We start from the raw sequence: 15,205 nt of genomic DNA on the forward strand, positions 1-15,205 counted from the left end.
CGCGCCTGTGCCGGCGGCGCCAGGTGTCGGCGCAGCGGCGGGTTCCCCGCCCGCGCCCCTGGTGGTGCCGCCCGCGGCGCGTTCGCGCTTCCTGGCCGGATGCCGCCAGGCCTATGTTTCGCGCAGTGCGGATGCTGCACGCTGGGCCGACGAGCAATGTGTGGCGGACTGGGGCAAGGTCACCGAGAGTGCGGAGGCGACCGATGCACTGCTGGCCGCCCTGCCGGCCTCGGCGGGTGAAGCGGTGCCGCTGGCGAGTCTGCGCCAGCGCCTGGCCGGCGTGCGCTGGGCGGCCAGGCCCCGCTCACGAGAGCTGTCGGCGAGCGGTCGCCTGGGCAAGTTCGAGGTCTCGGTGACCGGTTCGCCCGCCGCGAAAACCCTGGGAATGAGCTGGATGGAGGTCGGCGCCGAGCCACCCTACGACATCGTCGGTGCAATGCGCGTGCGCGGCGTCACGCTCACCGAGATCGCTTGCGAGGAATTCGGCGCCGGCGAGTGGCAACGGGTGTTCTCGGGCAGCGCGCCGGGACGGGCACCGTTCCGGCTCGAGCTCGGACAGCGCATCGCACCCTTCGCGAATTCCAATTCCTATTACGCTGCGACGATCGACCTCTCGGGGCGGCCGCCTGCGCCGGCGGTGTCGAAGTCGGCGTGCTCCAACCCGAGCAACCTGATCTAGGCCGTGGATGAAAGGCGTCCGCTAGCAGGCGGGCTCTGCGTTTGACCGGTACGCGCTTGGCGCGACCCCCGTCCACTCCCGGAACGCGCGCGCGAAGCTCTTCTCGCTGTCGAAGCCCACGGCGGCCGCGATCTGCTTCACCGGTCTGGCGCTCTGCAGCAGCAGCTTCACCGCATGCTCCCGCCGCGCCGCGTTCTTCAGGCGCTGCAGCGACACGCCTTCTTCCTTGAGCTGTCGGTGCAGGGTGCGCACCGACAGGTTGAGCTGTGCGGCAACCTCCTCGGCGGTGTGGGCGGCGGCGGGGTTGGCGGCGAGCAATTGCGCGACGCCATGCACCAGCAGGCGGTCGCGGCGGTACTGCAGCACGGTGAGCGGCAGCGCACGCTGCAGCATGGCCTGCAGCGCCTTCTCGTCGCGGCGCACCGGCAGGGCGAGGTAGCGCGCGTCGAAGCGGATGCAGGCGGCCGCGGCGGAGAAACGCGCCGGGCCGGCGAAGAGGTAGGCGTAGGCGTCGGCGTGCGCCGGGGCAGGGAAGGGGAAGGCGGCCTCGCCGAGCGCGATGCGCGAATCGACCAGCCAGCAGGCGTAGCCGAGCAGGTAGCGCAGCGTGCTGACGAGGCAGAACTCGCGCAGCTCGCCGAGTCCGGCGTGCTCGGCGACGTGGATCGTGGCCATGCCGCCGCGTTGCGCGAGCTCGAAGACGATGTCCTCGGTCAGCAGGCGGTGGTGACGGCACCAGCGCTTGAGCGCCACCTCCAGCGTCGGCGAGGTCAGTGAGGCGCGGCAGAGCATGCCGTAGCTGCCCCAGGGCAGGCGGCGCGAGAACCAGCCCAGTGCCTCGTCGTCGAGCTCCTGCATCGCCACGCCCGAGAGCAGCTCCATCTGCGCGGCGGTGACATGTGCGGCCGGATCTTCCAGCAGCGCGGGCGGGATCTGCGCCTGCGCCAGCGCGCTGGCCGGATCCATGCCCCGCAGCCGATACCCGGAAACGATCGCACGGATGAAGGCGATCGGCGTGGCGGCGCGGCCGCGGGTGAGTTCGGCGGGCGAGGGGGCGAGGATCTTCATGTGCCGGAATGCTAGCCGGCGTGGCACGAATTGCAACCTCGATGGCACTCGCCGCGCGAGCGGCCCGGTTAATCTCGCCCCAACCGCGGGCATGTGCCGTCCATAATGGATTTTCCGCGCACCGCCCCACGCGCCAGGACAACCTCGAGAAGGAGACACCCCATGAACGTGCCCAGCCTGAACTTCAACCTCGGCGAGACCATCGACGCCCTGCGCGACACCCTGCAGGCCTTCTGCGCCGCCGAGATCGCCCCGCGCGCGGCCGAGATCGACCGCGTCAACGAGTTTCCCGCCGACCTGTGGAAGAAGCTCGGCGACCTCGGCGTGCACGGCATGACGGTGAGCGAGGAGTACGGCGGCACCGACATGGGCTACCTGGCGCACATCGTGGCGATGGAGGAGATCTCGCGCGCCTCGGCCTCGGTGGGCCTGTCCTACGGTGCGCACTCCAACCTGTGCATCAACCAGATCCGCCGCAACGGCACCGAGGCGCAGAAGCAGAAGTACCTGCCCAAGCTGATCTCGGGCGAGCACGTGGGCGCGCTGGCGATGTCCGAACCCAACGCCGGCTCCGACGTGGTGAGCATGAAGCTGCGCGCCGACCGCAAGGGTGACCGCTTCATCCTCAACGGCAGCAAGATGTGGATCACCAACGGCGGCGACGCCGACACCCTGGTTGTCTATGCCAAGACCGACATCGCCGCCGGCCCCAAGGGCATCACCGCCTTCATCATCGAGAAGGGCATGAAGGGGTTCAGCCACGGCACCCACCTCGACAAGCTCGGCATGCGCGGCTCCAACACCTTCCCGCTGTTCTTCGACGACGTCGAGGTGCCGGCGGAGAACGTGCTCGGCGGCGAGGCCAACATCGGTCGCGGCGTGCAGGTGCTGATGAGCGGCCTGGACTACGAGCGCGCGGTGCTCTCCGGCGGCCCGCTCGGCATCATGGCGGCGTGCATGGACGTGGTGGTGCCCTACCTGCACGAGCGCAAGCAGTTCGACACCCCGATCGGCGAATTCCAGCTCATGCAGGGCAAGGTCGCCGACCTTTACTCCACCTGGAGCGCCTGCCGCGCCTATGCCTACGCCGTGGGCCAGGCCTGCGACCGCACCGACCATGCGCGCACGCTGCGCAAGGACGCTGCCGGTGTGATCCTGTACACCGCCGAGAAGGCCACCTGGATGGCCGGCGAGGCGATCCAGACCCTCGGCGGCGTGGGCTACACCAACGAATATGCCACCGGCCGCCTGTGGCGCGACGCCAAGCTGTACGAGATCGGCGCCGGCACCAGCGAGATCCGCCGCATGCTGATCGGCCGCGAACTCTTCTCCGAGACCCGTTGAGCGGAGCCACCCCCATGAGCGTGATCAAATCCGGCATCAACACCCGCAGCGCCGACTTCCAGGCCAACGCCAGCGCCATGCGCGGCCTGGTCGAGGACCTGCGCGCCAAGGCCGCCGAGGTCAGCCTCGGCGGCGGCGAGGCGGCGCGCGCCAAGCACACCGCGCGCGGCAAGCTGCTCCCGCGCGACCGCGTCGGCCACCTGCTCGACCCCGGCACGGCCTTCCTCGAGATCGGCCAGATGGCGGCCTACGGCATGTACGACAACGACGCGCCGAGCGCCGGCGTGATCGCCGGCATCGGCCGCGTGCAGGGCCTCGAATGCATGATCGTGGCCAACGACGCCACCGTGAAGGGCGGCAGCTATTTCCCGATGACGGTGAAGAAGCATCTGCGCGCGCAGGAGATCGCCCAGGCCAACCGCCTGCCCTGCATCTACCTCGTCGACTCGGGCGGCGCCAACCTGCCGACGCAGGACGAGGTCTTCCCCGACCGCGACCACTTCGGCCGCATCTTCTTCAACCAGGCCAACATGTCCGCCCAGGGCATCCCGCAGATCGCGGTGGTGATGGGCTCGTGCACCGCCGGCGGCGCCTACGTGCCGGCGATGTCGGACGAGGCGGTGATCGTCAAGAACCAGGGCACGATCTTCCTCGGCGGTCCGCCGCTGGTGAAGGCGGCCACCGGCGAGGTGGTGAGCGCCGAGGACCTCGGCGGCGGTGACGTGCACACGCGCATCTCGGGCGTGGCCGACTACCTCGCCGAGAACGACAGCCACGCGCTCCACATTGCGCGCCGCATCGTCTCCAACCTCAACCAGCGCAAGGAGGTCGAACTGGCGCTCGCCGACAGCGAGGAACCCGCCTACGACCCCGAGGAGATCTACGGCATCATCCCCGCCGACCCGCGCAAGCCCTACGACGTGCGCGAGGTCATCGCGCGCGTCGTCGACGGCTCGCGTTTCGACGAGTTCAAGCCGCGCTACGGCACCACCCTGGTCACCGGCTTCGCCCGCCTCTACGGCTACCCGGTGGGCATCGTCGCCAACAACGGCATCCTGTTCGGCGAGTCGGCGCAGAAGGGCGCGCACTTCGTCGAGCTGTGCGGCCAGCGCGGCATCCCGCTGCTGTTCCTGCAGAACATCACCGGCTTCATGGTCGGGCGCAAGTACGAGAACGGCGGCATCGCCAAGGACGGCGCCAAGATGGTCACCGCGGTCGCCACCGTGCAGGTGCCGAAGATCACCATGATCATGGGCGGCAGCTTCGGTGCCGGCAACTACGGCATGTGCGGCCGCGCCTACTCGCCGCGCTTCCTGTGGATGTGGCCGAACGCGCGCGTCAGCGTGATGGGCGGCGAGCAGGCCGCGAGCGTGCTCTCCACGGTGCGCCGCGACGGCATCGAGGCCAGGGGCGGCACCTGGAGCAAGGAAGACGAAGAAGCCTTCAAGGCGCCGATCCGCGAGCAGTACGAGGTGCAGGGTCATCCCTACTACGCCACCGCCCGCCTGTGGGACGACGGCGTGATCGACCCCGCGCAGTCGCGCCGCGTGCTCGGCCTGTCGCTGTCGGCCACGCTCAACGCGCCGATCCCGCAGACGAAGTTCGGTGTGTTCCGGATGTAAGGGGGCGAGATGAGCTACGAGACCCTGGAGATCGTGCGCGCAGCCGGCGTGGCGACGATCTGGATGAATCGCCCGGACGTGCACAACGCCTTCAACGCGCAACTGATCGCCGACCTCACGACGGCCTGCATCGAACTGGATGCCGACGAGGCGGTGCGCGCGGTGGTGCTGGCCGGGCGGGGAAAAAGCTTCTCGGCCGGCGCCGACCTCAATTGGATGAAGGCTGCCGGCGAGGCGAGCGAGGCGGAGAACTTCGCCGACGCGATGCGGCTTGCCGGCATGCTGCGCACCCTGGCCGAGATGAACAAGCCCACGATCGCGCGCGTGCACGGCGCGGCGCTGGGCGGCGGCATGGGCCTGGCGAGCGCCTGCGACATCTGCATCGCCGGGGACAAGGCGGTGTTCGCGACCTCCGAGGTCAAGTTCGGGATCATCCCGTCGGCGATCAGCCCCTACGTGATCCGCGCCATCGGTGAGCGTCAGGCCACCCGCTACTTCCAGACCGCCGAGCGCATCGGCGCGGCGCGCGCGGCCGAACTCGGCCTGGCGCACGAGGCGGTGGCGAGCGAGGAACTGGACGCCAAGGTGAAGGAGGTCGTCGAGGCCCTGCTGCAGGGCGGTCCCAAGTCGCAGGCCGCGGCCAAGGACCTGATCCGCGCGGTGGCCAACCGGCCGCTGAGCGATGCGTTGGTGGAAGACACCGCGCGCCGCATCGCCAGCCTGCGCGCCACGCCCGAGGCCAAGGAAGGCCTGGCGGCGTTTCTCGACAAGCGCCCCGCGGCGTGGATCGCGCAGGCTTGAGCGGCCGACGTGCCGAACCGACACAAGACACGCTGGAGACGAAATGTTCGACAAGATCCTGATTGCCAACCGCGGGGAAATCGCCTGCCGCGTCATCAAGACCGCCCGCCGCATGGGCATCAAGACCGTCGCGGTGTATTCCGAGGCCGACGCCAATGCCCGCCACGTGCGCCTGGCCGACGAGGCGGTGCTGATCGGCCCGGCGGCGGCGCGCGAGAGCTACCTGGTGATCGACAAGATCATCGCCGCCGCCAGGCAGACCGGTGCCCAGGCCATCCACCCCGGCTACGGCTTCCTGTCCGAGAACGAGGATTTCTGCCACGCCTGCGAGCGCGAAGGCATCGTCTTCATCGGCCCGCCGGTGTCGGCGATCCGCGCCATGGGCTCGAAGTCCGAGGCCAAGAAGCTGATGGAGGCGGCCGGCGTGCCGCTGACGCCCGGCTACCACGGCGACGACCAGGACCCGGCCTGGCTGCACCAGCAGGCCGACGCCATCGGCTACCCGGTGCTGATCAAGGCTGCGGCCGGCGGCGGCGGCAAGGGCATGCGCCTGGTCGACAGGTCGGAGGACTTCATCGATCTGCTCGCCTCCTGCAAGCGCGAGGCGATCTCCAGCTTCGGCGACGACCACGTGCTGGTCGAGAAGTACATCACCAAGCCGCGCCACATCGAGATCCAGGTCTTCGGCGACACCCACGGCAACGTGGTGTACCTGTTCGAGCGCGACTGCTCGGTGCAGCGCCGCCACCAGAAGGTGCTCGAAGAAGCCCCCGCGCCCGGCATGACGCTCGAGCGCCGCGCCGCGATGGGCAAGGCCGCGGTCGATGCGGCCAAGGCGGTGGGCTATGTCGGCGCGGGCACGGTGGAGTTCATCGCCAACCAGGACGGCTCCTTCTACTTCATGGAGATGAACACCCGCCTGCAGGTCGAGCACCCGGTCACCGAGATGATCACCGGGCTGGACCTCGTCGAGTGGCAGCTGCGCGTCGCCTCGGGCGAGAAGCTGCCGCTGGCGCAGGAGCAACTGCAGATCCGCGGCCATGCGCTGGAAGCGCGCATCTACGCCGAAGACCCGGCCAAGGGCTTCCTGCCCTCGACCGGCAAGCTGGTGCATCTGGCGCCGCCGGCCGAGAGCCTGCACGTGCGCGTCGACACCGGCGTCGAGGAGGGCGACGAGATCAGCCCGCACTACGACCCGATGATCGCCAAGCTGATCGTGTGGGACATCAACCGCGACCGCGCGCTCGCCCGCATGCTGCAGGCCCTCGCCGACTACCGGGTGGTGGGCGTGGCCAACAACATCGAGTTCCTGTCGCGCCTCACGGCCTGTCCGGCCTTCGCCGGCGCCGACCTCGACACCGGGCTCATCGAGCGCGAGAAGGCCTACCTGTTTCCAGCCGACGAGGCCGTGCCGGCCGAGGTCCTGCAGATCGCCGCGCTTGCCGAGCTGCTGCGCGACGCCGCCTTCGCCGACCGCCGCGCGGCGCGCGGCGCCGATCCGGCCTCGCCCTGGCATGCCCGCGACGGCTGGCGCATGAACGCCACCGCCTGCCGCAGCCTGCTGTTCCGCCACGGCGAGAGCGAGCGCGCGGTCGAGGTGGCCTACCTGCCCGGCGCCTGGCGGCTGACGGTGGGCAGCAGCAGCGTGGTCGCGCGCGGCGAGCTCAACCCGCGCGGCCTGCTGCGGGTCGAGCTCGACGGCACCCGCATGGACGCCACCGTGATCGCCGCCGCCGGCCGTCGCCACGTCTTCGCCAGGGGCCGCGCCTGGCAACTGGCCGCGGTCGACCCGCTGCACCACGGTGGCGAGGGCGGTGGCGCCGAGGGCGGGCTGATGGCGCCGATGCCGGGCAAGGTGATCGCGCTGGTCGCCGCAGAGGGGGCGAAGGTGGAGAAGGGCGCGCCGCTGCTGATCCTGGAGGCGATGAAGATGGAGCACACCATCACCGCGCCGGCGGCCGGCACGGTCAAGGCCTTCCGCTTCGGCGTCGGCGACCAGGTCGGCGACGGTGCCGAGCTGGTGGAGTTCGAAGCCGCGGCGGTTTGAGGCCAACGCCGTGGCGGGGCGCCTGCGCCTGTTCGGCGCGGTCGCGGGTGCCCGGCGGCAATCGCGACTGGCGTCGCTCCCACATGGCCCCCGAGGCGCGGCGGTTTTCCGCAGGAGGCGTCCAAGCATGCCGCAGGGCGCACCGGCGCCACGCCTGTGCCGCGCAGCCGCCCGATCGCGACTTGCGTCGCTCGTACGGGAAGCGCCGGGCATCTGGCGCTTCCTGCCCACCTGCGATGGGGTGCGTCGGCGATGCCGGAAAACCGCGCGCGTGTGGGGCTCCCCGCCCGCTTGCGATGGGGTGGGTCGGTGATGACGGAAACCGTGCGCGCGTCTGGGGCGCCGTGTAGGAGCGACGCAAGTCGCGAATGAAGCGGTTCCGTGGTGGCGCGGGCACGGGATGGACAGGATTGCGAGCGCGACATGCCGCGCGACGACAAGAACAGGAGAGAGGACGACACGATGAGCAGCACTGCGAGCTATGTGCACGGCGCTTCCGCCAAACCCCTGATCGGCCAGACCATCGGCCGCTTCTTCGACGAGGCCTGCGCCCGCCACGCCGGCCGCGAGGCGCTGGTGGTGCGTCACCAGGACGTGCGCCTGACCTACGCGCAGCTCAAGAGCAAGGTCGACGCGCTCGCCTGCGGCCTGATGCGCCTCGGCCTGGAACCGGGCGAGCGCATCGGCATCTGGTCGCAGAACAACATGGAGTGGGCGCTGACCCAGTTCGCCAGCGCCAAGGCCGGCCTGGTGCTGGTGAACATCAACCCCGCCTACCGCCGCTCCGAGCTCGAATACGCGCTCGAGAAGGTCGGTTGCCGCGCGCTGATCCTGTCGCCCGCCTTCAAGACCAGCAACTACCTCGAGATGATCGCCGACCTTGCGCCCGAGCTCGGCCATTGCGAGCCCGGCCTGCTGCGCAGCCACCGCCTGCCCAGCCTGGAGATGGTGATCCGCATGGGCGCAGAGAAGTCGCCCGGCATGATGAGCTTCGACGACTTGCTGCGCGCGCCCAGCCGCGAGGAACTGACCGCGCTCGCCGTGCTGTCCGAGAAGCTGCAGTTCGACGACCCGATCAACATCCAGTTCACCTCCGGCACCACCGGCCACCCCAAGGGTGCGACCCTGTCGCACCACAACATCCTCAACAACGGCTTCTTCGTCGGCGAGGCGATCAAGCTGATGCCCGGCGACCGGCTGTGCATCCCGGTCCCGCTCTATCACTGCTTCGGCATGGTGATGGGTAACCTCGGCTGCCTGACCCACGGCGCCACCATGGTCTATCCGGGCGAGGCCTTCGAGCCCCTGGCGGTGCTGGAGACCGTGGCCCAGGAAAAATGCACCGGCCTCTACGGCGTGCCCACCATGTTCATCGCCGCGCTCGATCATCCGCGCTTCGCGGAGTTCGACCTTTCCAGCCTGCGCACCGGCATCATGGCCGGCAGCCCGTGTCCGATCGAGGTCATGAAGCGGGTGATCGGCAAGATGAACATGTCCGAGGTGACCATCGCCTACGGCATGACGGAGACCTCGCCGGTGAGCTTCCAGAGCGGCACCGACGACCCCATCGACCGCCGCGTATCCACCGTGGGCCGCATCCAGCCCCATCTCGAGGTGAAGATCGTCGACAACGAGGGCCGCATCGTGCCGCGCGGCCAGTCCGGCGAGTTGTGCACCCGAGGCTATTCGGTGATGCTCGGTTACTGGGACGACGAGGCCAGGACGAAGGAGGCGATCGACGCCGGCGGATGGATGCACACCGGCGACCTCGCGGTGATCGACGACGAGGGCTACTGCAACATCGTCGGCCGCATCAAGGACATGGTGATCCGCGGCGGCGAGAACATCTATCCGCGCGAGATCGAGGAGTTCCTCTACGCCCACCCCAAGGTGCTCGACGTGCAGGTGGTCGGCATCCCCGACCAGAAGTTCGGCGAGGAGCTGTGCGCCTGGATCATCCCGCGCGAGGGCGAGCGCCTCACCGAGGACGAGGTGCGCGAGTATTGCAAGGGCCAGATCGCCCACTACAAGATCCCGCGCTACATCCGCTTCGTCGACAGCTTCCCGATGACGGTGACCGGCAAGATCCAGAAGTTCCTGATCCGCCAGAGGATGAAGGAAGAGCTCGGGCTCGACGAGGCGAAGACCGCCTGATCGCGGGTCTGTCGTGCTCGCGTGTTCTTGTCGGCGTGGCCGCATCGGCCAAGACGGCTGATCGCTGCTCCTGCAGCCCAATTGAACGCTTCTTGAGGAGACCCCCTCCATGGCGAATTCCATCCTTCCCGCCGCCGTCCGCATCGTCGAGATGGGGCCGCGCGACGGCCTGCAGAACGAGAAGCAGCTCGTCTCCACCGACACCAAGCTCGAGCTCGTGCGCCGCCTCGAGCGCGCCGGGCTGAAGGCGATCGAGACCACGTCCTTCGTGTCGCCCAAGTGGGTGCCGCAGATGGGCGACAACGCCGAGCTGCTGCCGCGCGTGCTCGCCGCTGCGGCGCCCGGCGTCGCCTATCCGGTGCTCACCCCCAACCTCAAGGGCTTCGAGGCCGCGCTGGCGGCCGGGGCACGGGAGGTTGCGGTGTTCGGCGCCGCCTCCGAGTCCTTCAGCCAGAAGAACATCAACTGCTCGATCGCCAAGTCGCTCGAACGCTTCCGCCCGGTCACCGAGGCGGCGCACGCGGCCGGCGTGAGGGTGCGCGGCTACGTCTCCTGCGTGGTGGGTTGCCCCTACGAGGGGGCGGTCGCGCCGCAGGCGGTGGCCGACGTGGCGGCGACGCTGCTGGAGATGGGCTGCTACGAGGTCTCGCTCGGCGACACCATCGGCGTCGGCACCCCGGCCGGCATCCGGCGCATGCTCGAAGCGGTGGCGAAGCGCGTGCCGGTGGACAAGCTCGCCGGCCACTACCACGACACCTACGGCATGGCGGTGGCCAACGTCTTCGCGTCGCTGGAGATGGGCGTGGCGGTGTTCGACGCCTCGGTCGGCGGCCTGGGCGGTTGCCCCTATGCGGCGGGCGCCTCGGGGAACGTCGCCACCGAAGACGTGGTCTGGTTGATGAACGGGCTCGGCATCGATACCGGCATCGATCTCGAGGCGCTCGTCGACACCGCCGCCTGGATCAGCGCCCAGCTTGGCCGCGAGCCTGCCTCGCGTGTGGCGCGTGCGGTGCTGGCCAAGCGCGCCAAGACGGCCTGCGCCTGAGCGCGGGATGAAGCGACGGAGGGTGCGTGCGACGCGGGCGGGGAGGCGGTCGAACGCGGTCCTCGCGAGCCATGGCTTGCCGACTGCTTCATAATCCGGCTTCCGGATCACGAGGCGGACCACACGCATGGCCCGCCCGCCGCCCTACAGAGATGACTGCCATGAGCGTTCCTTCCCCCTGCATCAACCTCTGCCGCATGAGTCCCGACACGGGCTGGTGCGAGGGCTGCCAACGCACGATCGAAGAGATCACGCGCTGGGGCCGCAGCACCGACGACGACCGCCGCGCCATCCTCGCCGCCGTGGCCGAGCGCCGCACGCGCCTGGCCGCGGCTTCCCCCGCCGTGGACTTGCGCACATGAGCGGCGACGCGCTCTGTGTCGGCGTGTGCATGATCGATTGGGACTCGGGCGTGTGCCTGGGTTGCGGTCGCACTGCCGAAGAGATCAACGGCGTGCCCACGCCGGTGCCCGGAGCGCAGGTCGCGGGGCAGCCCGATGCGGCGGCGTCCCCGGCGCAGGCGGCCGGCGTGCCCTTGCCGCCCAACGTCGCGGCCCGCGTCGGGGAAGGCAGCGATTGAGCGCGCGTCCGCATCTGCCTGCCAGCCTGCAGGTCTTCGAGCGCGGCTGGCTGTCGGCCAACAACGTGCTCCTGTTCGACGGCGACGAGGCGACCCTGATCGACTCCGGCTACGTGAGCCATGCCGACCAGACGGTGAAGCTGGTGCGCGCCGCGCTCGATGGCCGCAGTCTCGGCCGCCTCATCAACACGCACTCGCATTCCGACCACATCGGCGGCAACGCCAGCGTGCAGCGCGCCTTCGGCTGCAGCATCACGGTGCCCGAGGGCATGGCGCGCGCGGTCGAGGAGTGGGACGAGGAGGCGCTGCTGCTGAGCGTCGGCGCGCAGGCCGGCGAGCGCTTCCGCCATGACGCGACGCTCGCGGCCGGGGCGCGCTTCGTCGCCGGCGAGCTCGAATGGCAGGCGGTGGCCGCCCCCGGCCACGACATGGACGCGCTCGCCTACTACAACCCCGATCGCCGCATTCTCATCTCGGGCGATGCGCTCTGGCGCGACGGCTTCGGCATCCTGTTCGCCGAGGTGATGGGCCAGGGCGACGCGCTCGGCGAGGCGCGCCGCACCCTGGAGGCGATCGGCCGGCTCGCGGTGGATGCGGTGATTCCCGGCCATGGGGCCCCCTTCGCCGAATTCGACGACGCGCTCGAGCGCGCCTTCGCGCGCCTCCGCGCCTTCGAGGACGACGGCGCGCGCATGGCACGCAACGCGATCCGCGCCTGCATCACCTTCAAGCTGCTCGAGGTGCGCAGCATGGCGCTCGTCGAGCTGCCGCGGCATCTCGACGAGACCCCGCTGTACCGCACCGCCAACGCGCGCTTCCTCGGCCTCGACGCCGATGCGCTCGCCGCCTGGCTGGTGAAGGAGCTCGAGCGCGCCGGTGTGGCGCGGCGCGAGCACGGCATGCTGGTCGCGAGCTGAGGCGGGCGATGCGCGTGCCTGGCCGCCTCTTCGTCGCGTGCGACCGCCAATGCGCAGCGGGCCCGATGGACGCGTCGTCGTCGCGAGCCGGGTCATGCTCGCCGGCCTGATCCATGCAGAGCGGCCCGACGAGTTGCGCCGCGGCCTGCGCTGGCTGTACGGCTTCGTGCGCCCGCAGCGCCGCCGCATTGCCGGCCTGCTGCTGCTCTCCTGCGCGGCCACCCTGCTGGTGCTGCTGCAGCCCTGGCTGACCAAGCTGCTGATCGACGAGGGCCTGCTCGCGCGCGACTACCGCACCCTGCTGATGGTCGCCGGCGCGATGATCGCGGTCGGCATCGTCGGCACCGTGCTCGCCGGGGTGAACCGGCAATTGCACACCCGTCTGTCCGGCTCCATCCTGTTCGCGCTGCGCAGCGACCTCTATCGCCACCTGCAGACGCTGTCGCCCGCCTTCTACGGCCGTCAGCGCATGGGCGACCTGCTGTCGCGCCTCGACGGCGACGTCGCCGAGATCCAGCGTTTCGCTGTGGATAGCCTGTTCGCAGCGGTGAGCAGCGTGATCGGCCTGCTCGGCGCGGTGGCGCTGATGCTGAGCCTGTCGTGGAAGCTGTCCTTGCTGGTGCTGGTGCTGGTGCCGCTCGAGACGCTGTGGTTGCGGCGGATGCGGCGCAAGGTCGAGGCGCGCACGCGCACCGTGCGCGAGCGCGCGGCGGATGTCTCGAGCTTTCTGGTCGAGACCCTGCCGGCGATGAAGTTCATCCAGGCTTCGCGCCGCGAGGCCGACGAGCGCAGCCGGCTCGACGATCTCGGCGCGCGCTACCTCGACGATCTGCTGCGCCTGCAGCGCACCGAGTTCCTCACCCATGCGATCCCGTCCACGCTGACCTCGGCGACGCGCGCCGCCGCGTTCATGATCGGCGGCTGGTGGGTGATCGAGGGCAGCTGGCAGCTCGGCGCGCTGATCGCGTTCTCCACCTACCTCGGCATGGCCACCGGGCCGGTCAACAGCCTGCTCGGCCTGTATGTCGCGATCCAGCGCATGAGCGTGAGTCTGCGGCGGGTGAGCGAGCTGCGCGAGGCGCCGGCCGACGTCGTGGATGGCGCGCCCCCCGGCGCGGCACAGCGGGCCGTGCCGGCGTGGCAGGGCCGGATCGAGTTCGATGCGGTCGTCTTCCACCACCAGGGACGCGCCGAGGCGGTGCTCGACGGCGCCCGACTGACGGTACCCGCGGGCAGCAAGGTCGCACTGAGCGGCGCTTCGGGCGTCGGCAAGTCCACGCTGATCGACCTGCTGCACCGTCATTACGACCCCCAGGCCGGGACCATCCGGCTCGACGGCGCCGACCTGCGCGCGCTGCCGCTCGGCGCGCTGCGCCGCGCGGTGGCGGTGGTGAGCCAGGACATCGTGCTGTTCCGCGGCACGCTCGCCGAGAACATCCGCTACGCCGCGCCGCAGGCGGACGAGGGGGCGGTGCGTGCCGCGGCGCGGCGGGCGCACCTCGACGCCTTGATCGCAAGCCTGCCACAGGGGCTGGAGACAGCGCTCGGCGAGCGCGGTCAGCAGCTCTCCGGCGGCCAGCGCCAGCGCATCGCGATCGCGCGTGCGCTGCTGCAGGAGCCGTGCGTCCTGGTGCTCGACGAGGCGACCTCGGCGGTCGACGAGGCGACCGAGGCGGCGATCATCGCCGAGGTCGATGCGCTCTTCGCCGGACGCACGCGGATCCTGATCAGCCACCGCGCGGCGACGCTCGCCGGTTGCGATCTGCGCGTGCACCTCGAGCGCGGGCGGCTCGAGGTGCTGCCGCCGGCGGCGGTGACGGTGCGGTCATGACGGTGCGGATCGCCGTGGTCGATAGCGGGTGCACGCCAGCACAGGCGCTGCAGGTGCGGGACGCGGTCGCCCTGGTGCTCGAAGACCGTGCCGTGCGCCAGGCGCCGGCCACCGCCGACGCGCTCGGCCACGGCGGTCGCGTGGCCGGGATCCTGCTGCATTGCGCGCCGCAGGCCGAGCTGCTGGTCGTCCAGGTGTTCCGCGAGCGCCTCACGACCACCGCGGCGCAGGTGGCGGCGGCGATCGACTGGGCGGTGGCGAACGGCGCCCAGCTCGTCAATCTGAGTCTGGGCCTGCGCGAACCGCGGCCGGTGCTGGCCGAGGCCTGCGCGCGCGCACTGGCGGCCGGCACCGTGCTGTGCGCGGCGGCGCCCGCGCGCGGCCAGACCGTGTATCCGGCGGGTTTTCCGGGCGTGCTGCGGGTGACCGGAGATGCGCGCTGCGCACCCGGCGAGCTCGCCGCGATCGGCTCCGCCGAGATCGATTTCGGTGCCCATGTGCGGCCGCTCGACGGTAGCCTCGCCGGCGCGGGTGCGAGCATGGCCTGTGCCTGGTTCACCGGACTGGCCGCGCGGCACTTCGCGCGGGGCGGCGACGCGGACGCACTGCGTGCCTGGCTGGTCGAGCAGGCGCGCCACCACGGTGTGGACGACCCGAGGAGAAGACAGCATGGCGGCTGACGGCATCGTCATCCTCGGCGCCGGCCCCGCGGGCGCGGCGGTGGCGATCGGACTGGCGCGGATGGGCGAGCCGGTGGTGCTGGTGGGCGAGCCGCGCCGTTTCGCCGCGGTCGAGGGCGTCTCGGCGCGCGTCATCGACGCGCTGCGCGGCCTCGGCCTGCAGCGGGCGCTGACGGCGTTCGCGCCGCCTTCGCCGCGGCGGGCGGTGTGGAATGGCACCTACACCGAGGCGAACGTGGAGAGCCTGGTCGACCGCCAGCGCTTCGACCAGGGGCTGCTCGAGGACTTGGAGCGCCTCGGCGTGCCCGTGGTGCGCGGCCGGGTGACGGCGCTGCACCCCGCGCCAGGGGGCCATGAGCTGGAGATCGACACCGATGCCGGGCCGCGCCGCATGGCGGCGGGCTTCCTCGTCGAGGCGCGCGGCCGCGCCGCGCCCG

13 protein-coding genes and 1 pseudogene are annotated in these 15,205 nt (G+C 70.7%); 13 read left to right on the forward strand and 1 reads right to left on the reverse strand.

The window, feature by feature from the left end:
* Positions 1–679: pseudogene (locus C665_RS13920) on the forward strand (hypothetical protein); the annotation flags it as partial.
* A 21-nt stretch (positions 680–700) separates the two neighbouring features.
* Here C665_RS13920 and C665_RS13925 read toward each other — a convergent pair.
* Positions 701–1,747: an AraC family transcriptional regulator gene (locus C665_RS13925; protein ID WP_004315425.1), complete on the reverse strand. Its 1,047-nt coding sequence runs from the start codon at positions 1,745–1,747 to the stop codon at positions 701–703.
* 162 nt (positions 1,748–1,909) lie between these two features.
* On the opposite strand from C665_RS13925, the gene C665_RS13930 reads away from it, so the two are divergent.
* The 12 genes from C665_RS13930 to C665_RS13985 form a co-directional block, all read left to right on the forward strand.
* Complete coding sequence (locus C665_RS13930; RefSeq protein WP_004315427.1) at positions 1,910–3,091, forward strand: isovaleryl-CoA dehydrogenase; 1,182 nt, start codon at positions 1,910–1,912, stop codon at positions 3,089–3,091.
* A gap of 14 nt (positions 3,092–3,105) precedes the next feature.
* On the forward strand, positions 3,106–4,713 hold the full coding sequence (locus tag C665_RS13935) for a carboxyl transferase domain-containing protein (RefSeq protein ID WP_004315429.1): 1,608 nt from the start codon (positions 3,106–3,108) through the stop codon (positions 4,711–4,713).
* Between the two features lie 9 nt (positions 4,714–4,722).
* Complete coding sequence (locus C665_RS13940) at positions 4,723–5,514, forward strand: enoyl-CoA hydratase/isomerase family protein (RefSeq protein WP_004315431.1); 792 nt, start codon at positions 4,723–4,725, stop codon at positions 5,512–5,514.
* A 43-nt stretch (positions 5,515–5,557) separates the two neighbouring features.
* On the forward strand, positions 5,558–7,561 hold the full coding sequence (locus C665_RS13945) for an acetyl/propionyl/methylcrotonyl-CoA carboxylase subunit alpha (RefSeq protein ID WP_004315433.1): 2,004 nt from the start codon (positions 5,558–5,560) through the stop codon (positions 7,559–7,561).
* Between the two features lie 462 nt (positions 7,562–8,023).
* Positions 8,024–9,715, forward strand: coding sequence for an AMP-binding protein (locus C665_RS13950; protein ID WP_040829322.1), 1,692 nt, complete (start codon positions 8,024–8,026; stop codon positions 9,713–9,715).
* Between the two features lie 109 nt (positions 9,716–9,824).
* Entirely contained in the window at positions 9,825–10,760 is a 936-nt protein-coding gene (locus tag C665_RS13955; RefSeq protein ID WP_004315436.1) for a hydroxymethylglutaryl-CoA lyase, read from the forward strand.
* Positions 10,761–10,921: 161 nt separating this feature from the next.
* On the forward strand, positions 10,922–11,122 hold the full coding sequence (locus C665_RS13960) for a DUF1289 domain-containing protein (RefSeq protein WP_004315437.1): 201 nt from the start codon (positions 10,922–10,924) through the stop codon (positions 11,120–11,122).
* On the forward strand, positions 11,119–11,340 hold the full coding sequence (locus C665_RS13965; protein WP_004315439.1) for a DUF1289 domain-containing protein: 222 nt from the start codon (positions 11,119–11,121) through the stop codon (positions 11,338–11,340). The genes C665_RS13960 and C665_RS13965 overlap by 4 nt, the downstream gene beginning before the upstream one ends.
* On the forward strand, positions 11,337–12,257 hold the full coding sequence (locus C665_RS13970; RefSeq protein WP_004315441.1) for an MBL fold metallo-hydrolase: 921 nt from the start codon (positions 11,337–11,339) through the stop codon (positions 12,255–12,257). Before C665_RS13965 ends, C665_RS13970 begins: the two co-directional genes overlap by 4 nt.
* Before the next feature lie 94 nt (positions 12,258–12,351).
* Positions 12,352–14,088, forward strand: a complete 1,737-nt coding sequence (locus C665_RS13975) for an ABC transporter ATP-binding protein (protein WP_004315444.1) — start codon at positions 12,352–12,354, stop codon at positions 14,086–14,088.
* Positions 14,085–14,768: a subtilisin-like serine protease QhpE gene (qhpE, locus tag C665_RS13980; protein ID WP_004315446.1), complete on the forward strand. Its 684-nt coding sequence runs from the start codon at positions 14,085–14,087 to the stop codon at positions 14,766–14,768. Before C665_RS13975 ends, qhpE begins: the two co-directional genes overlap by 4 nt.
* On the forward strand, positions 14,758–15,205 hold a 448-nt coding region (locus C665_RS13985; protein ID WP_004315448.1), incomplete at its 3' end, for an NAD(P)/FAD-dependent oxidoreductase. The genes qhpE and C665_RS13985, both read left to right, overlap by 11 nt.

The sequence above is a fragment of the Thauera aminoaromatica S2 genome, assembly GCF_000310185.1.
In the GTDB taxonomy this organism is placed as follows: domain Bacteria; phylum Pseudomonadota; class Gammaproteobacteria; order Burkholderiales; family Rhodocyclaceae; genus Thauera; species Thauera aminoaromatica.